General features: G+C 71.7%; 26 protein-coding genes. 14 read left to right on the forward strand and 12 right to left on the reverse strand.

Annotated elements, in window-relative coordinates:
* Window positions 1-6 precede the first annotated feature (6 nt).
* The 9 genes from L6E12_RS14040 to L6E12_RS14080 all read right to left on the reverse strand — a co-directional run bounded on the left by L6E12_RS14040 (window position 7) and on the right by L6E12_RS14080 (window position 8,478).
* Complete coding sequence (locus L6E12_RS14040; RefSeq protein ID WP_236228348.1) at window positions 7-1,089, reverse strand: MSMEG_0565 family glycosyltransferase; 1,083 nt, start codon at window positions 1,087-1,089, stop codon at window positions 7-9.
* Window positions 1,086-1,919, reverse strand: coding sequence for a carbon-nitrogen hydrolase family protein (locus tag L6E12_RS14045; RefSeq protein ID WP_236228349.1), 834 nt, complete (start codon window positions 1,917-1,919; stop codon window positions 1,086-1,088). The genes L6E12_RS14040 and L6E12_RS14045 overlap by 4 nt, the downstream gene beginning before the upstream one ends.
* A gap of 9 nt (window positions 1,920-1,928) precedes the next feature.
* Window positions 1,929-2,774, reverse strand: coding sequence for a carbon-nitrogen hydrolase family protein (locus L6E12_RS14050; RefSeq protein WP_236228350.1), 846 nt, complete (start codon window positions 2,772-2,774; stop codon window positions 1,929-1,931).
* On the reverse strand, window positions 2,771-4,174 hold the full coding sequence (locus L6E12_RS14055; RefSeq protein WP_236228351.1) for an MSMEG_0567/sll0787 family protein: 1,404 nt from the start codon (window positions 4,172-4,174) through the stop codon (window positions 2,771-2,773). Before L6E12_RS14055 ends, L6E12_RS14050 begins: the two co-directional genes overlap by 4 nt.
* Before the next feature lie 10 nt (window positions 4,175-4,184).
* The gene (locus L6E12_RS14060) at window positions 4,185-5,261 is read right to left on the reverse strand and encodes an MSMEG_0568 family radical SAM protein (RefSeq protein WP_236228352.1); all 1,077 of its coding nucleotides are present in this window, start codon (window positions 5,259-5,261) and stop codon (window positions 4,185-4,187) included.
* A 71-nt stretch (window positions 5,262-5,332) separates the two neighbouring features.
* A complete protein-coding gene (locus L6E12_RS14065; protein WP_110081228.1) occupies window positions 5,333-5,845 on the reverse strand; it encodes an MSMEG_0572/Sll0783 family nitrogen starvation response protein in 513 nt (170 codons plus the stop codon).
* A 46-nt stretch (window positions 5,846-5,891) separates the two neighbouring features.
* A complete protein-coding gene (locus L6E12_RS14070; protein WP_236228353.1) occupies window positions 5,892-6,719 on the reverse strand; it encodes an amidohydrolase family protein in 828 nt (275 codons plus the stop codon).
* Window positions 6,720-6,823: 104 nt separating this feature from the next.
* Entirely contained in the window at window positions 6,824-8,194 is a 1,371-nt protein-coding gene (locus L6E12_RS14075) for an MSMEG_0569 family flavin-dependent oxidoreductase (protein ID WP_236228354.1), read from the reverse strand.
* Window positions 8,191-8,478 carry an MSMEG_0570 family nitrogen starvation response protein gene (locus tag L6E12_RS14080; protein WP_236228355.1) on the reverse strand — a complete coding sequence of 96 codons (288 nt, stop codon included), beginning with the start codon at window positions 8,476-8,478 and terminating at the stop codon, window positions 8,191-8,193. The genes L6E12_RS14075 and L6E12_RS14080 overlap by 4 nt, the downstream gene beginning before the upstream one ends.
* 347 nt (window positions 8,479-8,825) lie before the next feature.
* On the opposite strand from L6E12_RS14080, the gene L6E12_RS14085 reads away from it, so the two are divergent.
* From L6E12_RS14085 to L6E12_RS14145, 12 genes are all read left to right on the forward strand, one after another.
* Window positions 8,826-10,082, forward strand: coding sequence for a CDP-glycerol glycerophosphotransferase family protein (locus L6E12_RS14085; RefSeq protein ID WP_236228356.1), 1,257 nt, complete (start codon window positions 8,826-8,828; stop codon window positions 10,080-10,082).
* Window positions 10,079-10,804, forward strand: a complete 726-nt coding sequence (locus L6E12_RS14090) for an NTP transferase domain-containing protein (RefSeq protein ID WP_236228357.1) — start codon at window positions 10,079-10,081, stop codon at window positions 10,802-10,804. The genes L6E12_RS14085 and L6E12_RS14090 overlap by 4 nt, the downstream gene beginning before the upstream one ends.
* Window positions 10,805-10,826: 22 nt before the next feature.
* Window positions 10,827-11,603: a glycerophosphodiester phosphodiesterase gene (locus L6E12_RS14095; protein WP_236228358.1), complete on the forward strand. Its 777-nt coding sequence runs from the start codon at window positions 10,827-10,829 to the stop codon at window positions 11,601-11,603.
* A 115-nt stretch (window positions 11,604-11,718) separates the two neighbouring features.
* Window positions 11,719-12,438: a Crp/Fnr family transcriptional regulator gene (locus L6E12_RS35100; RefSeq protein ID WP_304523882.1), complete on the forward strand. Its 720-nt coding sequence runs from the start codon at window positions 11,719-11,721 to the stop codon at window positions 12,436-12,438.
* Window positions 12,422-13,144, forward strand: coding sequence for a hypothetical protein (locus L6E12_RS14110; RefSeq protein WP_236228359.1), 723 nt, complete (start codon window positions 12,422-12,424; stop codon window positions 13,142-13,144). The genes L6E12_RS35100 and L6E12_RS14110 overlap by 17 nt, the downstream gene beginning before the upstream one ends.
* The gene (locus tag L6E12_RS14115; RefSeq protein WP_236228360.1) at window positions 13,141-15,108 is read left to right on the forward strand and encodes a hypothetical protein; all 1,968 of its coding nucleotides are present in this window, start codon (window positions 13,141-13,143) and stop codon (window positions 15,106-15,108) included. The genes L6E12_RS14110 and L6E12_RS14115 overlap by 4 nt, the downstream gene beginning before the upstream one ends.
* Before the next feature lie 46 nt (window positions 15,109-15,154).
* Window positions 15,155-15,985, forward strand: a complete 831-nt coding sequence (locus L6E12_RS14120) for a hypothetical protein (protein ID WP_236228361.1) — start codon at window positions 15,155-15,157, stop codon at window positions 15,983-15,985.
* Window positions 15,986-16,017: 32 nt separating this feature from the next.
* A complete protein-coding gene (locus L6E12_RS14125; RefSeq protein ID WP_236228362.1) occupies window positions 16,018-16,596 on the forward strand; it encodes a TetR/AcrR family transcriptional regulator in 579 nt (192 codons plus the stop codon).
* A gap of 50 nt (window positions 16,597-16,646) precedes the next feature.
* Window positions 16,647-17,417 (forward strand): SDR family oxidoreductase, encoded by a 771-nt coding sequence (locus L6E12_RS14130; protein ID WP_236228363.1) that lies wholly within the window; start codon window positions 16,647-16,649, stop codon window positions 17,415-17,417.
* Between the two features lie 41 nt (window positions 17,418-17,458).
* Window positions 17,459-18,019: a GrpB family protein gene (locus tag L6E12_RS14135; RefSeq protein ID WP_236228364.1), complete on the forward strand. Its 561-nt coding sequence runs from the start codon at window positions 17,459-17,461 to the stop codon at window positions 18,017-18,019.
* A 99-nt stretch (window positions 18,020-18,118) separates the two neighbouring features.
* Window positions 18,119-19,588 carry a DNA-3-methyladenine glycosylase 2 family protein gene (locus tag L6E12_RS14140; protein ID WP_236228365.1) on the forward strand — a complete coding sequence of 490 codons (1,470 nt, stop codon included), beginning with the start codon at window positions 18,119-18,121 and terminating at the stop codon, window positions 19,586-19,588.
* An 11-nt stretch (window positions 19,589-19,599) separates the two neighbouring features.
* The gene (locus L6E12_RS14145) at window positions 19,600-20,115 is read left to right on the forward strand and encodes a methylated-DNA--[protein]-cysteine S-methyltransferase (protein WP_236228366.1); all 516 of its coding nucleotides are present in this window, start codon (window positions 19,600-19,602) and stop codon (window positions 20,113-20,115) included.
* A gap of 320 nt (window positions 20,116-20,435) precedes the next feature.
* On the opposite strand, the gene L6E12_RS14150 is transcribed toward L6E12_RS14145, so the two are convergent.
* Together L6E12_RS14150 and L6E12_RS14155 are read right to left on the reverse strand one after the other, a co-directional pair.
* The gene (locus tag L6E12_RS14150) at window positions 20,436-21,005 is read right to left on the reverse strand and encodes an NADPH-dependent FMN reductase (RefSeq protein WP_236228367.1); all 570 of its coding nucleotides are present in this window, start codon (window positions 21,003-21,005) and stop codon (window positions 20,436-20,438) included.
* 64 nt (window positions 21,006-21,069) lie between these two features.
* Complete coding sequence (locus L6E12_RS14155) at window positions 21,070-22,527, reverse strand: DHA2 family efflux MFS transporter permease subunit (protein ID WP_255683165.1); 1,458 nt, start codon at window positions 22,525-22,527, stop codon at window positions 21,070-21,072.
* 87 nt (window positions 22,528-22,614) lie between these two features.
* On the opposite strand from L6E12_RS14155, the gene L6E12_RS14160 reads away from it, so the two are divergent.
* A complete protein-coding gene (locus L6E12_RS14160) occupies window positions 22,615-23,103 on the forward strand; it encodes a MarR family winged helix-turn-helix transcriptional regulator (protein WP_236228369.1) in 489 nt (162 codons plus the stop codon).
* A gap of 252 nt (window positions 23,104-23,355) precedes the next feature.
* Window positions 23,356-24,036 carry a response regulator transcription factor gene (locus L6E12_RS14165; protein ID WP_236228370.1) on the forward strand — a complete coding sequence of 227 codons (681 nt, stop codon included), beginning with the start codon at window positions 23,356-23,358 and terminating at the stop codon, window positions 24,034-24,036.
* Between the two features lie 36 nt (window positions 24,037-24,072).
* Here L6E12_RS14165 and L6E12_RS14170 read toward each other — a convergent pair whose 3' ends face one another.
* The gene (locus tag L6E12_RS14170) at window positions 24,073-24,738 is read right to left on the reverse strand and encodes a response regulator transcription factor (protein ID WP_236228371.1); all 666 of its coding nucleotides are present in this window, start codon (window positions 24,736-24,738) and stop codon (window positions 24,073-24,075) included.
* Window positions 24,739-25,108 lie beyond the last annotated feature (370 nt).

The following is a 25,108-nucleotide window of genomic DNA, read 5'->3' on the forward strand; positions in this document are numbered from 1 at the left end:
ACGGCGCTACCGCGGGACCCGGGGCAGGGACCGGTACAGCTCGCGGTGCCGCAGCGCCGAAGCCTGCCACGTGTACCGCGCGGCCAACGCCTTCCCCGCCTTGCGCCGGACGGGGTCCGGCGCGGCCAGGGCGGTGCGCAACCCGGCGGCCAGCTCCGCGGGCGTGGCGCCGAAGGTGGCGACCTCCCCGAAGACCTCGCGCAGCACCGGCAGGTCGCTGGCCACCAGCGGCACCTCGGCGGCCAGCGCCTCCATCGCGGCCAGCCCGAAGCCCTCCTTCGTCGACGGGAAGGCGAAAGCGCTTGCGCCCGCCACCAACCCGGGTAGTTCCGCGTCGTCGACCAGGCCGAGGACCTCCGGCACGACCTCCAGTTCCACCGCCCGCGCCTCCCACGCGCGCCGGTAGTCCCGGTAGTCGAACAGCGTCTCCCCGCCCGCCACCACGAGCCGCACGTCCGGCAACCCCAGGCCGGCGAACGCCTCCAGCAGTTCCACCGACCCCTTGCGCGGCTCGATCCCCCCGACCGACAGCACGTACCGGCCCAGCTTCGCCCGCCACTCCCCCGCCGCCGCGGATCCCACCGCGGCCGAGAACCTCGCGGCGGCGACACCGTTGGGGATCACCCGCGCCGACAGGCCCCAGCCGTCGGCCAGTTCGGCCGCCACCGCCGCCGACACGCAGACGTGCGCGTACGGCTCCACGATCGCCCGCTCGTGGCAGGCGGCCAGTTCCGGGGTGGTGAACCGGTCGAGGTGGTGGACCGTGCGCACGCACGGCCCGGCGGCGTTGGCGGTGATGCAGTCCTGGGCGTGCACGACGTCGAAGTCCGCGGGGTCGAAAGCCGCGCGCAGCACCGCGATCGAGCGGAGGATGCGCGGGCCGACACCCTCGTCCGGTTCGTCGGGGAACGGGACGACCCGCAGGGTGACCGCCGGGTCGACCGGGCGGTAGAAGCCGGTGTCGCCGCCGCGGCCCAGGGTCCAGACGGTGACGTCCTCCCCCAGCGCGGCCAGCGCCTCGGCCAGCGCGAGGGTGTGCACGACGCCGCCGCGCGGTTTGGTGGAGTAGGTCAGCAGCGCGATCCTCACCCGTAGGCCTCCGGTTTGCGCTCGGTCAGGTGGTTGAGGACGCGCCGCGCGGTGGCGATCTCGGCGGCCACGTCCAGTTCCGCGATGGCGATCCCGGCCTTGGACCAGGTGCGGGCCAGGATGTCGCCGCCGGGGCCGACGACCTTGGCCTGCCCGAGGAAGCGCATCCCGCCCAGCGCCCCGGTCTGGTTGGACGAGGCGAGCACGACCTGGTTCTCCGCCGCGCGGGCCTGGTCGTAGAGGTCGAAGAGCCGGGACTGGCGGTCCTGGGCCATCCGGGGTGCCCGGTTGGTGATGCTGGTGGGCCACGCCGACAGCGCGGCGATGATCTCCGCGCCGTCCACCGCCAGCGCCCGCGCCGACTCGGGGAAGGTCTTGTCGTAGTCGATCAGCATCCCGATCCGGCCGACGGGGGTGTCGAACGCGCGGAACCCGGTGCCCGGCGCGTACGCGATCGACTCCCCCGCGGGCTGGTGGACCTTGCGGTGGCTGCCGAGGACCCCGTCCCCGGTCACGCACAGCGCGCTGTTGTACCGCTTGTCGCCGTCGGCCTCGCAGAAGCCGAAGCACACCACCATCTCCGCGGCGAACGCGGCGACCTTGCGCACGTGCACGTCGTCGAGCGGCAGGGCCGGTGGCAGCGACTCGGGGTCCGGGTGGCGCAGGTCGGCGAGGTAGCCGCCGAGGGCCGCGTCCGGCAGGACCAGCAGCGCGGCGCCGTCGCGGCGGGCGTGCTCGATCAGCGTGGCGACGCGCTGCAGGTCGAAGTCGAGGTCGCGGCCGAAGTTGGCGGCCACGGCCCCGATCCGGACGGTGCCGGTTGCGCTCATGGGCGCCGACTATGCCTGGACCAGTTGCGCGCCCAGCGCCGGGTATGCCTCCGGGCGGCGGTCGCGCAGGTGGCCCATGGACCGGCGGGCGTTCTCCAGGGCCAGGGCGACGTCGACCTCGGCCACCGCCACGCCCTCGGTGACCCCGGTGTCGGCCAGGACCTCCCCGCCCGGGTCGACGACCTTGGCGCTGGCCACGAAGCGCAGCGAACCGAACGTGCCGGACTGGTTGGCCGAGAGCCACACGACCTGGTTCTCCAGGGCGCGCGCCCGGTCGAACAGGTCGAACCGGCGCTTCCACCGGTCCCGGTTGAGGTCCGGGTCCGGGTTGGTGGCGCTGCCCGGCCACGCCGAGACGCACACGATGATCTCCGCGCCGTCCAGGGCGAGGGCGCGGGCGGACTCGGGGAACGCCTTGTCGTAGCAGATCATCATGCCCAGCCTGCCGACCGGCGTGTCGAAGGCGGCGAACCCCGAGCCCGCGCCGTAGTTGGCGTCCTCGTTCAGCGGCTGGTGCACCTTGCGGTGGTTGCCCAGCACACCGTCGCCGTTGACGCAGACCACGCTGTTGTAGCGCGTGTCGCCCGCGGCCTCGCAGTACCCGGCGGTGACGACCATGTCGCCCGCCAGCGCCGAGAGCTTCCGGATCTCCGGGCCGTCGACGGCCAGCGCGGGCGGTGAGCTGGCTGTGCCGTCCAGCGACAGCAGGTAGCCGCCCAGCGCCGCCTCGGGCAGGGCGAGCAGCTTCACCCCGTCCGCCCGAGCCCGGTCGATCAGCCCCGCCACGCGGGCGAAGTCGCCGTCGAGGTCGCGGTCGAAGTTCGCCGCGACCGCCGCCATCCGCAAGCCGCTCATGCCGTCCCCATCCCGGTCACCGCGGAGGTGATCGCCTCGGTGGTCTCCCCGTCGGGCCAGCGCAGCCCGACGCCCCGCCCCGCGACCAGCTCGCCGCACTCGGCGCCGACCGCGGGCCCGGCGGGCAGCGGGGCCGCGCCGGGTCGGTCTGCGGTGAGCATGGCGAAGCCGGGGAAGCAGGTCAGCCAATCGCCCACGCCCGCGCCGTCGGGGCGCGGGACGGCGGCCACGTCGAGCACGGCGCCGCAGCCGCTCGCCTCGGCCAGCATGCCCAGCGTGCCGACGGCCCCGGCCATCGACACGTCCTTCGCCGCGGCCGGGCGGGCCGCGCCGACGGCCGCGAGCATGGTCCGCAGCTCCTCCGGTGACCGCGAGGTCGTGGAGTCCCACTGCCTGCCCGCGTACCCGGGCCGCCACCGGCCGCCGAGGTCGGCGGTCAGCGTGATCCGGTGCCCGGGCTTGCCGCCGCCACCGGGGACCGGGTGCCCGGTGCGGCCCAGGGCGGTGACCGACAGCGAGGCCGGGACGCCGAACTGGGTGTGCCCGCCGAGCACCGGCACGTCGTAGGCCGCGGCGGCCGCGCGCAGGCCGCTGAGCACGCGGTGGGCGAAGGACGCGTCCCGGGCGCCCACGGCGTCGAGGACGCCGACCGGGGTGGCGCCCATGGCGGCCAGGTCGTTGAGGTTGACCAGCACCGAGCACCAGCCCGCCCACTCCGGGTCGCGCTCGACCATGGCGGGCACGATCGCGTCGCAGGCGGCGACGAGGTCGCTGCCGGGCACCGGGGCACCGTCGTCGCCGACGAACCCGGGCCCGCCCGGGGACAACCCGGCCAGCAGCGCGCCGAGCCTGCGCTTGGTGGCGTCGGCCAGGGCGGCGATCCGCCCGATCGGCCACCGCATCAGCACGTGGTCGTGGCCCGCGACGGTCACCGGCCGCACCGACCGCCAGCCCAGCTTCCGGAACAGCCGCTCGTTGGCGGCCTGCACGGTGGCGTCGAAGCGCAGCGCGCCCGCGCCCTCGGCGTGCGCGCAGGCGGCCCGCACCAGGGCGGAGCCGATGCCCGCGGCACCGGCGCCCGGCCGCACGACCAGCCTGCCGCCGACCCACCAGCCGACGTCGGCGCCCGGTTCGGCCGGGCCGAGCCGGACCCCGCCGACGACCTCGCCGCCGGTGTCCCTGGCGACGAGCACGACCGTGCGCGGGTCCTCGTCGCGCCAGTCGAGGTCGTCGGCGAACAGGCCCTGCCGCTCGACGAAGGTCTCCCGGCGCAGCGCCCGGTAGCGGGTGAGCGCGGCGGCGTCGGCGACCTCGACGTGGTGGAACGGTCCGGTGGCCGGGGTCCGCGCCCCGATCAACACCTCACCCAGCACGGTCATCTCCACGGGGCTGATCTCCACTGGGCTCACCTCAACCACCGGCCGCTTGCAGCACGCTGCACGCCCCGCAGGCCGCGCACCCCGCGCCCTGGTCGGCGCCGGACATCCCGGCCGCGCGCAGCAGCGCCGCCACCCGCCGGGTCACGTCACCGACCAGCTCCGGGGAGGGCGCGGTCGCGCCGTCGCGGCGGGCCAGGGTGCCCAGCATCGGCCGGAACGGCACGACGAACGGGTAGACGCCGCGGTCGATGAGCCGCCCGGCGCCCGCGACCAGTTCGTCCGGGTCGTCGCCCAAGCCGATCAGCAGGTAGGTGGAAACCTTGTTGCGGCCGAAGACGCGCACCGCCTCGTCCCAGGCGGCCTCGTACTCGGCCATCGGGATCAGCCCCTTGGACGGCATCCACTCCGCGCGCACCGCGTCGTCGAGCGATTCGACGTGGATGCCGATGGAGGTGGCGCCCGCGTCCTTGAGCTCGGCGATCACCGACAGGTCGGCGGGCGGCTCGATCTGCACCTGGACCGGCAGCCCGGGCACGGCGTCCAGCACCGCCCTGACGCAGCGCACCAGCGGGCGGGCGCCGCGGTCGGCCCCGGCGGTGGTGCCGGTGGTCATCACCATCTGCCGCACCCCGTCGAGCCGCACGGCCGCCTCGGCGACCTCGGCGAGCTGGGCCGGGGTCTTCGCGGCGATGGTGTCGCCCTGGTTGAGCGATTCCTCGATGGCGCAGAACTTGCAGCGCTTGTCCTCGGCGTAGCGGATGCAGGTCTGCACGACGGTCGTGGCCAGCACGTCGCGGCCGTGCAGGAGGGCGATCTTGTCGTAGCGGACGCCGTCGGCGGTCTCCAGGTCGTAGAAACGCGGGCGCCGCACGGGTTCGACGCTGAGGCCGAGGTCGAGGGTGCCGCGGAAGACCCGGCCGCCGCGCACCGCGTACGGCGAGTCCGGGTTGGTCGGCAGGGTGGCGTTGGCGCCGTCGAGCACGACGTGCCCGTCGTCGCTGGGGCCAGCGCCCTTGCTGCGCCGGACCGGCGCGTCCATCCGCGCGCCCAACAGGGCCAGGTCCACGCGGGTGCTCAGGTCGGTGTCGATGGGCGTTTCGATGGTCATGTGGTGCGGCTCCTCCCCCGGGAAGAAGGTCCCGGTCCCGGCGGGGGGCGCGCTGGCCCCCCGCCACCCGGTCACCACATGTAGGTGGAGTTGATGATCGCGCCCTTGCGGGCGTAGTGGATCAGGGCGTCCTGCACGTCCAGCGGGTGCGTCGGGATGACGCCCTCGATCAGGTCCTCCTCGCGCAGGCCGTGCAGCGACAGGCCGAAGCGGCAGCAGTAGACCTTGCCGCCCTCCTTGATGAAGGTCTTGAGCGAGTCGTTGATGTTGTGCTCGCCGGGGAACGCGGAGTTGCCCGTGGTGGGGAACCCGCGGGTGGCCATGGCGTTCATCGAGCCGGGGCCGTAGAAGTAGATGGCGGACTCGAAGCCCTTCCGCAGCGCGCGGGTGGCCTGCAGGATCGCCACGAAGCTCACCGAGGACTCGTGCGCGATGCCGTGCACCAGGGTGAAGTAGCTCTGGCCCGCTTCGGCCTGGTAGTCCGGGAAGACCTTCGTCCCGCCGTAGATGTTCGACCCCTCGGGCAGCGAGGGGTGCGGGATCTCGTTGAGGCTGGTCTCTTCGAGTTCGGTCAGGTCAGCCATTTCCACTATCTCCTTGACTCGGATTTCCGAAAACGGTCTGGCACGGTCACGCGTAGAGCCGCGCGAATGTGTCGCGGAAGACGAGATCCGCGAGTTCGCCGTCACCGGTGACGGCGTTGAGCTTGTGGAATTCACCGGCGAAATCACCCCAGGGCTGATCGCTGGCGAACAGGACCCGGTCGTGCCCGATCCCCCTCCGGCTGATTTCCTCGGCGAGGAAGCGCGGGGCGAAACCGATCGCCCAGGACAGGTCGGTGTAGACCCGCTTGCCCGCCGCCACCCAGTCGAAGAAGCGGGAACCGGCGAGCTTCATGTGCCCGCTCATCCCGCCGCCGAAGTGCACCAGGTGGATGTCCACGTCGTCGCCATAGGTGTCGACCAGGGTGCCCACCTGGTCGACGTCCGAGGCGGCGCCCGGGGAGGTGTGGACGTGCACGACCAGGCCGTTCTCCCTGGCAGCGGTGAAGATCCGGTCGATCTCCGGCTTGCACTCCGGGTCGGCGGGGTGCCCGCCGAGCAGGAAGCTGGTCTTGAGCGCGCGCACCCCCCGCTCACCGGCCAGCGCCAGCGCCCGGGTGTTGCGCTCGGCGTCGCCGGGCTTGGGCGAGGTCCACAGCGCGGCGCTGATCCGCTCGTCGCGCTGCGCGGCCTCGACCACGAGTTCGTTGAAGCCGAAGGCGACGTCCGGGTCCGGCACGCCGTAGTTCGGGATGACGAGCGCGCGTTCGACGCCCTCGGCGTCCAGGTCGGCGATCAATTCGTCGATCGTGGCCCGCGCGCCGATGTCGGCGTTGATCGCGGGGCCACCGTAAAAGGGATGGGACGGGAGCACTCCGAGGTGCCGGTGTGCGTCGTTCACCCGTCGTCCGGTCATGTCCACAATTCCACCTTCACGGGATGTCGGAATGATTCCCCGCGGAACAACACGGCGTTTCGTTTGTTACCGGGATATGACTCGGAAAGGAAGGGGTTTCGCTTTCACGCGACGGTGCGCGGGGCGGTCCACTCGTCGGTGCCGGGCCAGGTGCTGTCCGGGGTGCCCGACAGCCACGGCACCTCGAAGTCCGCCGTGGTGCCGCTGCGGGCGGCGATCCGCTCGGCGAGGTGCTCGGCGTCGCCCGCGACCCCGCAGAACCGGCCGGAGCCCCAGGTCCACTGCCAGGGCAGGCCCAGGAAGTACAGCCCGGGGAAGCTGGTTTCGCCGCGGTGGTGCGCGGGGTAGCCGCGGCCGTCGAACACCGGCAGGTCGATCCACCGGTTGTCGCGGCCGAACCCGGTGCACCACACCACGGACGTGATGCCCTCGGCGGCCAGGTCGACCGACGTCGGCCCGTCGTCGGCGGGCTCCCACACCGGCACGTACCGCGCCTCGGTCGGCGCGTCGAGCCCGCGCGCGGCGATGTGGGTGTCGATCGAGTCCTTGATGGACTCCGACACCCGGTCCGCGGCGTCGAGGTTGGCCCGCAGGTCGCCCGCGAAGGCGGCGGTGCCCGCGCCGATGCCCGCGAGCCTGCCGTGCAGCCGCATCCCCTGCGCGGCGAAGGCGCGCAGGTCGATGTCGCGGCCACCGTCGCGGCCGGTCACGTAGTGGTTGGCGCGCATCCGGACCGCGTCGGCGTCGTCGAACTCGTCGATGGACCGGCGGTAGTAGCCCATGTCGTCGAGCCAGTCGACGACGTCGCGGCCGCGGTAGCGGCGGGCCACCCTCGGCGCGCTGCCGGTGGCCAGGTGCACGGTGCGCCCGGCCAGGTGCAGGTCCTCGGCGATCTGGCAGCCGGACTGCCCGGTGCCGACCACGAGCACCGCCCCGGCGGGCAACTGCTCGGGGTTGCGGTACCCGGACGAGTGGACCTGGGTGATGCCGTCCGGCAGCCGCTCGGCGACCCGGGGCGTCAGCGGCACCTGGTAGGGACCGGTCGCCACCACGACCTGGTCGGCGGTGAGCGTGCCCGCGGTCGTGGTCACGGCGAACCGGCCCGTCCCGTCGGTGCGCAGCCGGGTCACCTCGACGCCCTCCACCAGCGGCGGGCGGAACGACTCGGCGTAGCGGCGCAGGTAGTCCACGATCTCGTCGCGCAGCATGAACCCGTCGGGGTCGGCGCCGTCGTAGCCGAAGCCGGGCAGCGCGCACTGCCAGTTCGGCGTCACCAGGCAGAACGAGTCCCACCGCCGGTCGCGCCACTCGTTGGCCAGGGTGCCGCGTTCGAGCACGAGGTGGTCCACCCCGCCGCGGGTCAGGCAGTGGCTCATCGACAGCCCGGCCTGGCCGCCGCCGATCACCACCACCGACCGGTGCACCCCGTCCAGGTCGTGCGTACCGCTGCCCGGCACCGAAACAAGCCTGCTCATCGCTGGAACCCCTCGACTAGTACCTCTCCCGGTGTGCTGTCGCCGAGCGCCGCTGCCCGGGCCCGGATGTCCTCGATGGCGCCCAGCGCGTTGCCGCAGGCGAAGCCGTACTTCGCCCGGACGCGCTCGGAGCCCTCCCGCAGCGCCGCGCAACTGCGCTCGACGAAGTCGTCGACGGGGTAGCTGACCCCCGGCTCCAGGTACTCTTCGACGACCAGCGAGGGCGAGTAGCACCGCTGCGCCGAGCCGTCGGGCCACCGCACGGTGAAGAACATCTCCGGCATGGCACCAGTACAGGCTCCGCAGATGACCGGGGCGTTCCATCCGGAACAGCGCGGGGTTACCAAGCCCGGCGTTGTGTTTCGACCCCGTGTACATGACCGCACAGGGCGAGCGGGGCGGGCAGTCGGGGTGTACCGCGCGGACAGCGGGCGTCGCACTCCAACCCGAAGTGGTAAACACTTGGTTTCTCTCCGGCATCCGCCACTTGGCGAAACAGTGGACTTCGGGAACAATGGGGGCGCACGGCGTCGCGCCCGCAAGCCGACTGCCCGTTCACCCCAACCTCTCGCCAGGCCGTTTTCACCATGCGGTCTGCCGACCCCGCTCGACCTCGTGAGGGAGTTGCCGCATGGGCTTTTTCGGTCGTCGCACGAGCACCAGGGGCGGTGCCGACCCGCACCGGCTCCTGGATTCGCCGAGGGGACCGCAGCCCGCGGGCTACGTCCCCGGCGAGCCGGTGCTCGGCGAGGTCGCCGTGTACTTCGCCGACGACCCGAGGAAGCTCTACCAGCTCAAACAGTGGCTGCCGGTGTTCGAACTGCTCGACGAGCGGCACCCGGTGGTGATCGTCCTGCGCGACCTGGCGAGCCTGGCCGAGCTGTCGACGCTGACCCCGCTGCGCTGCGTGCTGGCCCCGACCTTCCCCGACCTGGTCGGCCTGTACGAGGTCAGCGACTTCAAGGTCGCGGTGTACGTGAACAACTCCGTGCACAACTTCCACTCCCTGACCCAGCGCACGATGCTGCACGTGCACGTGAACCACGGGGAGAGCGACAAGGTCTGCATGGTCAGCAACCAGGTGAAGGCCTACGACCGGGTCTTCGTCGCGGGCCCCAACGCGGTCGCCCGCCACCACGCGGCGCTGATCGGGTTCGACGACGCCAAGCTGGTCCCGGTCGGCCGCCCGCAGCTCGACCTGCGGCCCGCGCCGCTGCTGCCGCCCACCGACCGCCGCACGGTCCTCTACGCCCCCACCTGGGAGGGCGAGAACGCGTCGAACAACTACACCTCGGTGGACGTGTTCGGTCCGCGGATCGTCGAGGCGGCACTGGCCGTGCCCGACACCCGGGTGGTCTACAAGCCGCACCCGAGGGTCGTGGTGAGCCCGCTGCCGTCGATGGCCGCCGACCACCGCGAGATCATCCGGCTGATCACCGAGGCCGACCGGCTGGACCCGGAGGCGGGGCACCAGGTGCACCTGACCGGCGACATCCTGGCCGTGTTCCCCGGCTGCGACCTGATCGTCACCGACGTGTCCTCGGTCGGCCTGGACTTCCTGTACCTGCGGGTCGACCAGCCGATGTTCATCGCCGACCGGTACGACGACCGGGAGCGGCTGCTGGCGGCGGCCCCGGTCGCGGCCGCCGCCGACATCGTCGACAGCAGCACCGTCGCCGACCTGGCGGCCACCATCGCCGACCGGCTCGCGGCCGACCCGCGCCGCGCCGACCGGCACGCCGCCCGACGCGGCTACTTCGGGGACCTGGGACCGGGCGAGAGCACCGCGCGGTTCCTGGCCGCCATCGACGAGACCGCGGCCACCCGCGACAGCGGGCTCGCCCTGCTGGCCGAGGGCCGCACGAGCACACCGGGGAGGTCGGCGTGAGCGACCGACAGCGAGTTGTCATCCTGGCCGCGGGCATGGGCACACGGCTGGGGATGCCCCGGCCCAAGCCGCTGACCCCGCTGGTCGATGGGCGCTCGATCCTGCACCAGCAGTTGGACAACCTGCGCGCCGCGTTCGGTGACGACGGGTTCGAGCTGACCGTGGTGGTCGGCTTCCAGGCCGAGCAGATCATGGCCGCGGTGCCCGAGGCGAACTTCGTCTACAACCACCGCTACCAGCACACCAACACCTCCAAGAGCCTGCTCAGGGCGCTGCGCGCGCCCGGGACCGGCGGGGTGCTCTGGCTCAACGGCGACGTGGTGTTCGACGCCGGGCTGCTGCGGGCGGCCCTGCCGATGATCGGCCGGGACGAGACGTTCGTCTGCGTGAACACCGCCGCGGTGGGTGAAGAAGAGGTGAAGTACACCGCTTCCGTCGACGGATACGTCCGCGAGCTGTCAAAATCGGTGGTCGGCGGTCTCGGAGAGGCGGTCGGCATCAACTACATCGCGTCCCCGGACCTGGGGGCGCTCGTCGAGCACCTCGAGTCGTGCACCGACACCGACTACTTCGAGCGCGGGATCGAGTCCGCGATCGAGGGGGGCGGGCTTCGGGTACAGGCGCTGGACATCTCCGAGTTCTTCGTGGTGGAGGTGGACTTCGCGGGCGACCTCGAGCGTGCGAACGTGGAGGTGGGCAAGACCGTCACCTCCGCCGCGTAGCCGCACGGGGTGTCGGCGCGTTATGGACGGCAACAGAGTGTTCGGGCCCAGGCCGGTACTCCTGGGGCACCGGGGCTGCGGCCGCGGCACCGTCGACGGCCACGTGGAGAACACGCTCGGCTCCTTCCTCGCCGCCGCCGACGCGGGCGTCGACTGGGTGGAGGTCGACGTCCGCCGCACGGTCGACGACCACCTGGTCGTGGCGCACAACCCGGCCGACGACGACGGCGTGTTCTACGCCGACCTCACCGGCACCGAGGCGGTCGCCCGCGGCGCCCTGCGGCTCGACACCCTGCTCGCGGCGCTGCCCGCGCACGTGGGGGTCGACTTCGACGTCAAGACGTCCATGGAGGACGCGACCCGCAGCCGGGCCCGCTCCACCATGGGCAGGCTCGGCGCCGTCGCCCGCCGGGAGGCCCGCGCCCGACCCACCCTGATCAGCTCGTTCGACGCCGGGGCGCTCGACATCGCCCGCGAGGTGGCCCCCGGCGTCCCGCGCGGCCTGCTCACCTGGCTGGAGTTCCCGATCGACCAGGCGGTGGCCGCCGCGGCCCACCTGGACGTGCAGGTGCTCGCCCCGCACTGGGGTTCGCTGCACGCCACCGAGCAGGACCAGGCGGCGCTGCTGCGCCCGCTGGACTACGTGGTCGACACCGTCCACGCCAGCGGCCGCGAGTTCCTCGCCTGGTGCCCCACCCTGAAGTTCGCCCGCAGGCTCCTCGACGCCGGGGTCGACGCCCTGTGCGTCAACAACGTCCCCAAGGCGGTCGCGGCCCTCACCCTGGAACCCGCCGCCTGACCCGTGACGCGCGACGGAGGCCCCCCGGACCACGCCGGGGGGCCTCCGTCGTCCCGCGCCCCCGGTGCCCCGGTTTGCGGCACGATGTCGACATGACCTGGCGGCGGATGTCGACATGACCTCACCAACCGCCGAGTCCGGCCGGGCCCGGTTGCGCTCGGTCGGGCGGGAGGTGGTGTTCCGGCGGGGTGACCTGCTGCTCAGCACGGGGGCGCCGAGCACGGACGTGCTGCTGGTGGAGTCCGGGCTGACCAAGGTCGTGCTGCACGCGCACGACGACGCCACCACGGTCGTCGGCCTGGTGGGCCCCGGGGAGCTGCTCGGCGAGTCCGGGGTGATCACCCGCGCGCCCCGCAGCGCCACGATCGTCGCGCTGACCCCGGTGCGGGCGGTCCGGGTGGCGGGCACCGCGTTCCTGCGGCTGCGCGCCGACGACGCCGGGGTGCGCGAGCTGCTCGACGAGACCTGGCGGCTGCGGCACGAGCGCAGCGACCTGCGGCAGGTGCTCGTCACCAGGCCGGTGCGGGCCAGGGTGGAGCTGGCGCTGCTGGCGTGGGCGCGGCGCTTCGGCACGGCCACCGACCGGGGGCTGGTGCTGCGCGGGCTGAGCCAGCAGGATCTGGCGATGGCCGTGGCCGCCTCCGAGCAGCACGTGGCCGCGGCGCTGGCCGAACTGCGCGGGGAGCGGCTGGTGGAGACCGGCAGGCTCCGCTTCCGGCTGCCGGCCCCGGAGAAGCTCGGGGGCGCGAGTCCCGGAAATCAGGGGGAGCCGCACCGCCCGGCGGTGCAGGATCTCCGCAATCGAGGGAGGCAACCACGTGGACCTGGTACCTGAGCACAGGGCTGTCCTGGGGGTGGACATCGCGGGGTCGGCGAGCGTCCCCGAGGACGCCATGACCCAGTCCCGGCAGTTCATGCAGCGGGCACTGCGCGAGTCCCTGACCAGCGCGGGCATCCCCGACGAGGAGGTCCTCAAGTGGGCCGACCGCGGCGACGGCGCCCTGGTCACGGTCCCGGCCACCCGCGTCGGCGCCCTGCTCGACGCCGCCCACCACGTCGACGGGCTGACCATCGCCCACAACCGCCTGCACCGCCCGGTCCGGGTCCGACTGTCGGTGGAACTGGGCCCGGTCGCCCCCGGCGACTCCCTCTCGCGCACCCGCGTCGACGCCAGCAGGCTCCTCGACGCCGACGCGTTCAAGGCCCTGTTCACCCGCTGCGCCGCCGAAGCCACCGACGACCGCGCCACCACCGCCCTGATCATCCCCGACCGCGTCCTGAACGTGGTCTTCGAGGGCCACCACACCACCCACGTCCGCCGCGGCGACTTCGCCCCCCTGCCGATCACGGTCAAGGAGTACTCGGGCAACGCGTGGGTGCGCATCCCCGGCTTCGACTCCACCAGCCTCACCAGCCTGCGGCAACCGCAACCGCAACCGCAGGAACACGGCGGGGTCGTCAACACGATCAACGGCAACGTCACCCACGCCATCCAGGCCCACACCATCAACGGCGGCATCACCTTCGGCGGCCGCTGGTGACCGCCCCACCTGCGGAGGCCCCGCCTGCCCCGCAGCCGGGAACCACCACCAACAAGATCAATGGCAACGTCACCGACGGCGTCCAAGCCCACACCATCAACGGTGACGTCGCGATCATCGGCAGCGGCATCGGCCGCGAAGACCTGGTCGTGCGCTACTCGACGAAGTCGGAGCTGGCCGAGGTGGCAACGCGCTTCACCCGGCCGGGTGGTTTCACCGCGGCGGCCCATGCCCTCGGCACCGGTGTCGTGCTCATCTGCGGCCGGGGCACCGGCCGCTCCTACGCGGCACGGCGGCTGCTGGTCGACCGAGGCGTGGCCACCATGGCCGACCTGAACCCGGAGCGGTCGCTGAGCAGCATTCGCGGCAGCGAGCTGGCGGCGGACCACGGCTACGTGTGGGACCTGCGCGAGGCGGGCGCGAAACCGTTCACTGACAACGCTTTCGTCCACTGCCTGGAAGTGGTCCGCGCCGCAGGCTGCCTGCTGGTGATAATCCTGGACCACCCGCTGCAATCGTGCGCGGCGGCGGCCGACCGCACGGTGCCGCTCTCCGCCCCACCCGCCCTGGACGTCGCCACCGCACTGGTGGACACCGAGGACGCCGAAGCGGCTGTCATCGTGCTCCGGGAGGATCTGGCCGAGGAATTGGCGTCGGCGCCGCCGGAACGGGCGGTCCGCGCCGCCGACCTCGCCGTCCGCGTGAGCCGGGGCGAGGTCAGCGCGACCGACGCGCTGGCGGACCTGCGCGGTGGCGCCGATGTCGCAGTGTCGCAGTGGTTCGAGGGCCGCAGCGTGCGCGAACACGCCGAGGCGCTGGCGGTGGCCCTGCTCGAACACGAGCCGGTGGACGAGGTCCTGCTCCTGGCCAGAGACCTCGACAAGCGGATCCAGGACGCCGAGCTGCCCGAGTCGGGCTTTCCCACCCCGGCCCCGGTCTTCGACAAGACCAAGGGCCAACTGCTGAAGGCCATCCACGCCACGTCGGTGCTGCGCGACCACCCGCGATACCCGGGCCTGCGGGAGGAGACGGTCCGATTCGAGCGCCAAGACTGGGCTCCGGCTGTGTTGCGGCACGTGTGGCGGGAGTACCCGGCGGCGCACCCGGTGCTGACCGAGTGGATGCGCGACCCCGAACTGGTTCACCGATTCCCCGAGTCGATCCGGCGGGCACTGTGCCTCCTGGTCGCAATGGTGCCCGCGCACGAGCCATTGCGACCGCTGAGCGAGTTGGCGGACCGCCCGTGGGTCAAGCACCGCGACTTGGCCGCGTCCACGCTGTCGCACCTGGTCGACGTCCCTGGGATGGGGCCGCTGGTCAAACAGGCGCTGACCCAGTGGTGGTCGGGCCGGGCGCACCAGATGAGCACGGTGGCCCTGTTCTGGTCCACCCCGGCGGGCAGCCGCGACCTCGACCGCGCGCTGGCCTGGCTGACTGAGACCGCGAAGTCCTCGAAGCCATCGGTGCAATCGGCGGTGATCGCGAGCGTGTTGCGGCTGATGAGGCAGCCCGAGCACCGCGCCGCGGTGGTCGCGACGGTGCTGCACTGGTCGGCCGCGAGCACGGCGCGCGGCGACACCCGCCCGGTGTCACTGCGGCTGGCGTTGTACTTCACCGGCTTCACCGCATCGGCGTGGTTCGACAGCACGACGTTCCTGACCGAGTTTCCCGCCGAGGCACGAGTGCTCCTGCGGCGCGCCCTGCGCGACCGGAAGTTCGGTGAGCGGGCGGTGCTGCACCTCCTCGACCTCGCCGACAATGCCCACAGGCGCAAGAAGGACGCACGCACTCGGCTGCTCGCGGCCCTGTCCCTCGTGACGGACGACCTGGGTTGGCGCAACAGGCGGCTGCTGGTCCACCAATTGTCCTATCCGAACCCGGCCCTGCGCTCCCGCGTGCGCGCCATGCTCAGACTCGCCGCACATGCGGATCGCCCCACCTGGCTCCCACCGCCGCAGTGGTGACCGAACCTGTCAGCTCTCTCGGCCTGCGGCGAGCACCATGACCGGCATGGTTCTGCTGCGTGACCTCGCCCGTTCCTGGACGGCGGGTCGTCGCATCGAGCGGGTGGCGTACGCGTTCGGGGCAGTGTTGTTCCTGGGCGGGATCGTTCGTCTCGGAGTTCTCCTGCTTGACAGTGATCCGTGGACGGGCCCGGAGTCCTGGCGGAAGCCTGCGATGTCCGGCCTGTCGTCCGGATTGACCCTGGTCAGTGTCACCTGGGCCTGCGCCCGCATCCGCATGGACGACCGGGGCAGGCTCGCCGCAGTGGGGCTCCTGACCGTGGCGAGCGTGGTCGAGGTGGCGCTGATCTCGGCGCAGGCGTGGCGGCGGGTGCCGTCGCCCACCATTGGGGGCGATGCCGCCTGCACGAGTCCGACCACGGGTGGAGCAGCGATCGCAGTGTCTGCGGTGGTGCTGCTGGTGGCGGCTTTCCGCAGGGGCGCGGTCGACCCGCCGGACATGCGGTTGGCTGTGCGGGCGGGGCTGGTGTTGTTCCTCGTGGCCTTGGCGACGACGATCGCGCGGGGTCCCGTCGCGGACACCCTGGAACCCACGCACTCCATGGCGTTGCACGCGGTCCTCGTCCTGCCCGCCCTCTCCTGGCTGCTCGCCTTCACCCGGTGGACCCCCTTGGCCCGGCTGCGCGTGGTCCAACTCGCCCTCGTCGGCCACCTGGTGCCCACGGTCGTCGTCGGCGTCGAAACCGCGGTCGGCGTGGACCCGCTGGACGCACCCGCGGTGGCCGGTGTCGGCGCCGGGTTCGGGCTGTTCCTGCTGGGGGCGGCCGTGCTGCTCGCCTGCTACGGCGTCCGCCGGTTCCCCCGACGCGATATTTGACCTCTGGTTCCAGTATCGCCTAGGGTCGACCCGTGGCACGCACCAAGGGATTCGACCCGGACGCCGCGGTCGACGCGGCGATGGAGCTGTTCTGGGCGAACGGCTACGCGGGCACGACCCCCCAGCAGCTCGTCGACGCCATGGGCATCGGCCGCGGCAGCCTGTACAACGCCTTCGAGAGCAAGCACGCGCTGTTCGAGCGCGCCCTGCGCCGCTACCACGAGGCCAACACCGCCCGCCTGTTCGCCATCCTGGACGGCCCCGGCACCGCCCGTGCCCGCCTGCACGCCGCCCTCGACATGGTCATCACCGCCGCCCGCACCGACGAGCGCCGCCGCGGCTGCCTGATGACCAACACCGCCGTCGAGTTCGCCGACCGCGACGAACCGGTCAGCGACTTCGTCCGCGCCACCTTCGACCGCCAGGAGGCGGCGTTCCGCGCGGTGATCGAGGAGGGCCGGCGCTCGGGCGAGATCCCCGCCGACCGGGACGCGGCCGCGCTGGCCACCTTCTTCCTGACCACCACCAACGGCATCCAGGTGCTGGCGAAGGTCGACCCGGACCCGGCCAGGCTCGCCGCCCTCGCCGAAACGGCGATGCGCGCGCTCTAGTTTCTTTTTTTGCCCCAATACTGGAACTCAAGTTACAGAAAGAGGCTCCCGTGGACCTGCGCCTGGCAGGCAAGACCGCCGTCGTGACCGGTGCCGGCAAGGGCATCGGCCTGGCGACGACCACCGCCCTCGCCGCCGAGGGCGCCCGGGTGTTCGCCGCCGCCCGCACCCCGGCCCCCGACCTGGGCCCGCTCGTCACCCCCGTCCCGGTGGACCTGCTCGACGGCTCGGGCGCGGCCGCGCTGGCGGAGGCCGCGGGCGAGGTCGACGTCCTGGTCAACAACCTCGGCGGCGTGGTCCCCGCCAGCATGGGCGCCGCGGGCTTCCTCGACCTCGACGACGAGGCGTGGCGGGAGACCTACGAGCTGAACCTGTTCGCCACCGTCCGGGTCACCCGCGCCCTGCTGCCCGGCCTGCTGCGCAAGCGGGGCGTGGTGGTCAACGTGTCCTCGATCGGCGCCCGGGCGGCCTTCCAGCCGATCGACTACGGCACCGCGAAGGCCGCGCTGAACAACCTGACCAAGGCCCTGGCCGAGGAGTTCGGCGCCCGCGGCCTGCGCGCGCTCACCGTCAGCCCCGGCCCCACCCGCACCGGGAACTGGTCGGACCCCGACGGCTACGCGGGCAGGCTGGCGGCGCGGGCAGGCGTGCCGCTGAAGGAGTTCCTGGCCTCGGTGCCCGCCGCCATGTCCATCACCACCGGCAGGCTCACCGAACCGGAGGAGACGGCCGCCCTGATCACCTTCCTGGCCTCCCCGCTGTCGGGCAACCTCACCGGCGCCGACTACCTGGCCGACGGCGGCGTCATCAAGACGGTCTGATTGGTATCCTGATCGGCTGCCTTCGAGAAGGAGCCGACACCGTGTCGAACGAGATCACCGACGAGGACCTCCAGAAGGTCACCGTCACCCCGGTCACCCCGCACAACGCGACCATCGACCTGGCCGACTACAGCGAGGACTGGCCGCGCCTGTACGAACGCGAGGCCGCCCGGGTCACCGCCGTCCTCGGCGACACCGTGCTGCGCCTGGAGCACGCCGGGTCCACGTCCGTCCCCGGCCTGCCCGCCAAGCCCATCATCGACATGGTCCTGGCCGTCGCCGACTCCGCCGCCGAGGAGACCTACGTGCCGCAGTTGGAGGCGCACGGCTACGTCCTGCGCATCCGAGAACCCGACTGGTTCGAGCACCGCCTGCTGAAGGGCCCCGACACCGACGTCAACCTGCACGTCTTCACCGAAGGCACCTCGGAGATCACCCGGATGCTCACCTTCCGGGACCGGCTGCGCACCCACCCCGAGGATCGCGACCGCTACGCCGCCGCCAAGCGCGACCTGGCCCGGCGCACCTGGCGCCACGTCCAGCACTACGCCGACGCGAAGACCGCCGTGGTCCAGGAGATCCTGGACCGCGCCCGGCGGTAGGCGGTCACCACCTGGCAGGAAACCGACGCCACCCTCGCCCGGAAGAGTGGCGTCGGTTTCCTGCCAGCCGGAGTCGCCGGGAGGGGTGAGACTGGGTTGGTGCACACCGAAACCGAACGCTGCGTGCGGGCCGTCCAGTCCAAGGACGCCCGCTTCGACGGCTGGTTCTACACCGCGGTGCTCACCACCGGGATCTATTGCAGGCCAAGCTGTCCGGTGGTGCCGCCCAAAGTGGAGAACATGCGCTTCCACCCCAGCGCCGCCTCCGCGCAGCAGGCCGGTTTCCGCGCCTGCAAGCGGTGCAGGCCCGACGCCAGCCCCGGGTCGCCGCAGTGGAACGAGCGGGCCGACCTGGTGGCCAGGACCATGCGCCTGATCGCCGACGGCGTGGTCGACACCGACGGCGTGCCCGGTCTGGCCGCCCGCCTGGGCTACAGCGTCCGGCAGGTCGAGCGGCAGCTACGCGCCGAGCTCGGGGCGGGTCCGCTGGCCATCGCCAGGGCGCAGCGCGCGCAGACCGCCCGGCTGCTGATCGAGACCACCACGCTCCCGATGGGCGAGGTGGCCCTGGCGGCCGGGTTCGCCAGCATCCGCTCGTTCAACGACACCGTCCGGTCCGTCTTCGCCCTGACCCCCACCGAGCTGCGCGCCAAGGCGAAACCGGTCAACACCCCGGCGACCACCCTCTCGGTCCGGCTGCCGTTCCGCGCGCCGCTCACCCCCGACAACCTGTTCGGCCACCTCGTCGCCACGGGCGTCCCCGGTGTCGAGGAGTGGCGCGACGGCGCCTACCGGCGCACCCTGCGGCTGCCGCACGGCCCGGCGGTGGTGGCGCTGAGCCCGCACCCGGACCACATCGCCGCCCGGCTCGCGCTGAGCGACCTGCGCGACCTGTCGACGGCCATCAGCCGCTGCCGCCGCCTCCTCGACCTCGACGCCGACCCGGTCGCCGTCGACGACCAGCTCGCCACCGACCCGGTGCTGGCGCCCCTGGTCGCCAAGAGCCCCGGCAGGCGCGTCCCGCGCACCGCCGACCCGGAGGAGATGGCGGTCCGGGCGGTCCTCGGCCAACAGGTCTCCACCGCCGCGGCCCGCACCCACGCCGCCCGCCTCGTGCTGGAGCACGGCGAACCGATCACCGACCCCGAGGGCGGCCTGACCCACCTGTTCCCCGACCCGGCCACCCTGACCGGCCTCGACCCGGACCGGCTGGCCATGCCCGCCACCCGCAAGCGCACCCTCACCACCGTGGTCCGCGCCCTGGCCGACGGCGAGGTCGACCTGGGCGCGGGCGCCGACTGGGCGGCCACCCGCGAGCGGCTGCTGACCCTGCCCGGCGTCGGCCCGTGGACGGTCGAGACCATCGCCATGCGCGCCCTGGGCGACCCGGACGCGTTCCTCCCCACCGACCTCGGCATCAAGGCGGCGGCAGCGGCCCTGGGCCTGCCCACCGGCGCGTCCGCGCTCACCGCCCACGCGGAGCAGTGGAGCCCCTGGCGCGCCTACGCCGTGCAGTACCTGTGGGCCACCATGGACCACGCGGTCAACCGGATGCCCGTATCCCCTTGAGAGGCAAGCACATGCGCACCCACACCCACGTGGAGAGCCCGGTGGGCACCCTGACCCTGGTCGCCACCGACGGCGTCCTCTCCGGCCTCTACATGACCAACCAACGCCACCTCCCCGACACCGCCACCTTCGGCGAGAACGACCCCACCGCCTTCCCCGCCACGATCACCCAACTCACCGAGTACTTCGAGGGCACCCGCACGGAGTTCGACCTCCCCCTGCACCTGCACGGCACCGACTTCCAACGCCGGGTGTGGGCGGAACTGACCACCATCCCGCACGGCGAGACCACCAGCTACGGCGAACTCGCCCTGCGGATCACCGGCACCCTCACCGCTTCCCGCGCGGTCGGCCTGGCGAACGGCAAGAACCCGATCAGCATCATCGTCCCCTGCCACCGGGTCGTCGGCGCCACCGGGAACCTCACCGGCTACGGCGGCGGCCTCGCCCGCAAGCAGCACCTGCTCGACCACGAACGCCGCGTCGCGGGCACCACCACCCCGGACCTGTTCACCACGACGGGGTGAACAGGACCCACCGGGAACGATCCCGCGAACCCGACTCGCAGAGCGCCGCCATCCAGGCGACAGTCAGTTCGAGCCCAGCGCCAAGCCGAGCAGTGACGGACTCCGGTAACAAACTCGGGCGCACCCCCGGGGGAAACGGGTCCACAACCCGGTTTTGGTCCAGTCGATGGATCTGCGGTGCGCGGCGGGCACGCTGACCCCGCACGGCGCGGGCAGTTCACACCGCCACAACCGCTGATCAGGGCATACACGTCAACCACGTGACACCACCGTTTGAGCCCGCCTGCGCACCAGGTCGGAGGGCTCAAACGGTGGTCGGGTCAGGCGGACTGCTCACGCAGCGGGGCGAACGCCTCGGACCACGCGACGACCTGGTCGAGCATTCGTTCGAGGACCGGCTCGTGGTGGTCGCCCGGGGCCAGGTCGACCCCGTTGACGAAGTCGGTGAACATGGACAGGGCGATCTGATCCCGGACGTCGGCGACGTGCAGTTCGGCCATGATCAGGCGGAGCTGCTCGACGGCACGGGTGGCGCCGAGCAGGCCGTAGCCGACAAAACCCGCCGCCTTGTCGCGCCACTCGTGGTACAGGAAGTCGATGGCGTTCTTCAGGACACCGGTCACCGCGTGGTTGTACTCCGGTGTGACGAAGATGTAGCCGTCGTACGAGGCGACGGTCTCGGCCCAGCGCCGGGTGTGCTCCTGGACGTAGTCGCTGCCCATGGCGGCGGGCACCGGCTCGTCGAGGTTCGGCAGGTTGAAGTCCGCCAGGTCGACCACGTCGAAGGTGGCGTCACCGCGCTGGCTGGCGAGCTTGTGCACCCAGCGGGCCACAGCCTCGCCCTTTCGACCGGGACGGGTGCTGCCGATGATGATGGCGATGCGGGTCATGATGGTTCCTTTCTCACGGAGCGACTGTGGGCACCGTGAGTACCGTTGGTAAGTCCAACGATACTCATCGAACCGTTGGCTTGTCCAATGATTTCGTGTTGCTGGTGGCGGCGCGCTGTTCGCGCGCCAGCCACACCGCGGCGACCAGCGCGATCGCGCTCGCCGCCACCATCAGCCAGAAGGTGCGGTGGAAAGCACCCAGCGCCTCGCCCGGGTCCGAGCCGGACAGGCCATCGGCGAGGATCACGACGAACAGCGCACTGCCCAGGGCGCCGCCGACCCTCGACAGGATGTTGACCTGCGCGCTGGCGTCGGACATCTGGTGCTTCTCCACCGCGGACAACGCCGCGGACACCCCCGGTGATCCGGCCAGCGCCATGCCGATACCGCGCAGCACCTGCAGGACCTCGATGAGGAGCATGTCGGCGTCCGCGGGCAGCAGCGCCATGGGCAACGTGGTGACGATGCTGACGACCAGGCCCACGGTTGTCACGATCCCGCCGCCGAAGCGGTCGTTGAGCGCTCCCGCCACCGGGAAGGTGATCGCCGCCCCGAGGCTGAAAGCGATGAGCAGCAGACCGGAGTCGACGATGTCCTGTCCGCGCAGCAACTGGAAGTAGAGCGGCATCACGACCAAACCGCCGAACAGCGCCGCGCTGGTGAAGAACACCGCCACGGACGCGGAGCCGAACACCCGGTCGCGGGCCAGGCGCAGGTCCATCAGGGCCGCACCCGTGCCCAGTGACCGCCAGACGAACAAGCCCAGCGCGGCCAAGCCCACCAGCAGTGGCAACCACACCCCGAGCTCGACGACGGATTTGCGGTCGGCGGCCTCGGTGATGGCGAAGACAGTCAGCGGCAGCCCGACGACGACCAAGCCGAGCGAGGCGAGGTCCAGCTTCCCCGCCTCCGCGGGCTCCCCCCGCGGCACCCAGCGCAGGCCGCACACCAGGCCGATGACGCCGATGGGCACGTTGACCAGGAACAACCAGTGCCAGGAAAGGTTGGCGATCAGCAGCGCGCCGATCACCGGCCCCACCGCGGGTGCCAGGATGGCGGGCACACTCGACGTGGCGATCACCCGGCCCATGCCCGCCTTGCCCGCCATCTGCCCCAGGATTGCCATGCCGGACGGGATGAGCAGTCCACCGGTGACACCCTGCAGCGCGCGCGCGGCGATCAACACACCCACGTTCGGCGAAACCGCGCACAGCACGGAGGTGGCGGTGAACCCGACAAGCGCCCAGATCCAGACCCGGCCCGCGCCGAACCTCCTGCCCAGCCACCCGCACGCGGGCAGCGCCGCGGCCAAGGCGAGCAGGTAGCCGCTGTTGATCCACTGCGTGGCGGCCAGCGGCGCCCCCAGCTGACTGCCGATGGAGTCGAGGCCGACGTTGATCAGGGACGTGTCGAGACCAGCCATGACCGATCCCGCTGCGAGCACGATCGCGACCCGCCAGACGGCGGCGGGAATGCGCTCGCTCGCGGGCGCCGCTTCCCGTCTTTCGCTGGTGGTTCTCATGGTTTCCCCCTCTGAAGAATCGTTGGAGACTCCAACGATGTCAGAAGTTCGTTGGAATGTCCAACGGATTCGCCTACACTGGGCTTCGTGGATGAACCGTTGCTGAAACCCGAGGTGGACCCACCCGCACGCGTGTGGCGGCTGACATCTTGGCTGCTGCACCACGTCAACGCCCGCTCGAACCGCGTCGTCGCCGGGCACTTCGGCAGGCCGGGTTGGCGGATGTGGTACGCGATACTGGCGGGCCTCGACCAGTACGGGAACCTGAGCCAGGCCGAGTTGTGCCGCAGGCTGGGGATCGACCGCGGCGACGCGGTGTCGATCCTCAACGACCTGGAGGGGGAGGGCTTGGCCCGCAGGTTGCCCGACTCGACCGACAGCCGCCGCAAGGTCGTCAACATCACCGCGGCGGGCAGGGAGATGTTGTTCAAGCTCGACGCCGTCGTCGAGGCCGCGCAGGACGATTTGCTGAGGACGCTGACGCCCGAGGAGCGCGGGCAGTTGAACGCTTTGCTGCGCAAGTTGATCGAACGGCCCGGCGCGGACTCGGCGCGCACCGCGCGGCACGAGAGCTAGAGCGGCGGCACGGGCCTGCCGCGCACGACCGCAGGCAGGCGGCCGGTCAGTGACAACGCCCGCCCACCGCAGCGATGATTCGGGGTGCTCGGGGCACGGCGCGCGCAGTCTTGAGACTGAGGTCACGGCTCGGCTTGCACGCAGGCGCCGACAACGCAGTCGGGGGAGAGTTCGGTGGACCCACAATCCACAGTGGACCAACCAGAACAACGAACCAGCTTAGTTGGGGGAAAGATGATTCGCGTACTCCTCGTGGGTTCCGACTCCGCGCTCGCGGAGTCGGCCAGACAGGCTCTGTCCGATATCGGCTTCCTTGTCTGCCTCACCGGCAACGGCAGGGACGCCATAACGGGCGCGCACGGGGCCGACGTGGTGGTCCTCGACCTGGACCTGCCCGACCTCGACGGCACCGAGGTGTGCCGCCGCATCCGGGAGACCAGCAAGGTCCCGCTGATCGGCGTGCTCTCCGGGAGCAGCGAGTTCGAGCGCGTCCTGGCCCTGCGCGCGGGTTTGGACATGTGCCTGGCACCGGATTTCGGCGTACTGGAGCTGGTGGCCAGGATCAACGTCCTGCTCAGTCGCAGCCAGCCGCGCGGCACCAAGGAGTCGCTCTCCTACGGAGACCTGATGATCGACGCACAAACCCGGCAGGTGCGGGTGGGGCACAAGGCGGTCGACCTCACCAAGAAGGAGTTCGACCTGCTGCACCTGCTGGCCTCTCGTCCCGGCATCACCTTCGACCGCAAGCAGATCCTCGCCGCAGTCTGGAACGACGACAACGCCTGGATGCAGCGCAGCCGCACGATCGACACGCACATCAACAGCATCCGTCGGAAGCTCGGCTGCGGTGACATGATCCACACCCAGCGGGGTGTGGGCTTCCGCTTCGCCCACGACCACTTGGCCGAGGTGGTGTTCGCCGGGGCGCGATAACCGACGCGGAGCGGGTCGGCAACGACGCGGACCCGCTCAGCTGGTGCTGTCGAGTTCGTCGGGGGTGCCGATCCGCAGGCCGTACCCCTTGACCGTCACGCAGATCCAGCGACCCAGCTTGCGACGCAGGCTGCTGACGTGGGTATCCAGGGTGCGGCTTGAGACGTGCAGGTCCCCGCCCCAGATGGTCCTCAGAACCTCAGACCGTTCCGCGACCACGCCCGCGCGCATGGCCAGGAAGTGCAGCAGGTCGTACTCCTTGCGCGTCAGGTGCACGACAGCGCCGTGCAACGACACCTCGCGGGAGCCGGTCTCGATGCGCAACGGGCCGTGGACCACTTCTTGGGGTTCACCACCGGAAGGCCGCGCCCACCTCAGCACGGCGTCGATCCTCGCCATCACCTCGGCGGCGCCGCAGTCCCAGTACAGGTGATCGTCGCAACCTGCGCGCAACACCCGTAATCGCTCCTGCTCGGTGTTCGCGCCGGAGACGGCGATCAGCGCGACGTCGCCCGCGGCGCGGACCGAACGGCAAAGCTGGAGCGGTTCCTCCCCCTCCCCGACCTCGACCAGCACCAAGTCCATGCCGGGAACCAGCGCAGCGGCCTCCGGTGCCGACGCCACGACCTGGACGTCATGGCCGTGTCTGCACAGCAGGTGTTTGAGCCAACTACCACGTCTGGCTTCGAAGCGGATGAGCATCGTGCGAACGAACCCACCCCGGGTTCGGAGATAACGAGTGCCCGTATCCGCCATGCAATCCCCCATGTCGCCGTGAAAAGGAGTCGGGGCCATCGCACCGACTACCACGCTCCCCCTGTGACACGTCGGTCAGGCTACTAGGTCAGCGCGAGCACGTGCACGACATTGGCGCAACAACGCGGGTGGTATGCGGGTACCTGGCGTGGTGCCTGCACATCACCGGCCGACGATGACCACATCACAACCTGTCGTTGTCCTGTCAACGGTTTCCGGCGAAATGCTCGACCCGGGAAATGCCCGCAGCGCCGCTCGTGGTGATCGACCAACGGCAACCAGGACGACGCCACCTGGTTGGCACCACCGCTCGACG

It is taken from the genome of Actinokineospora sp. PR83 (genome assembly GCF_021056305.1).
GTDB lineage: Bacteria > Actinomycetota > Actinomycetes > Mycobacteriales > Pseudonocardiaceae > Actinokineospora > Actinokineospora spheciospongiae.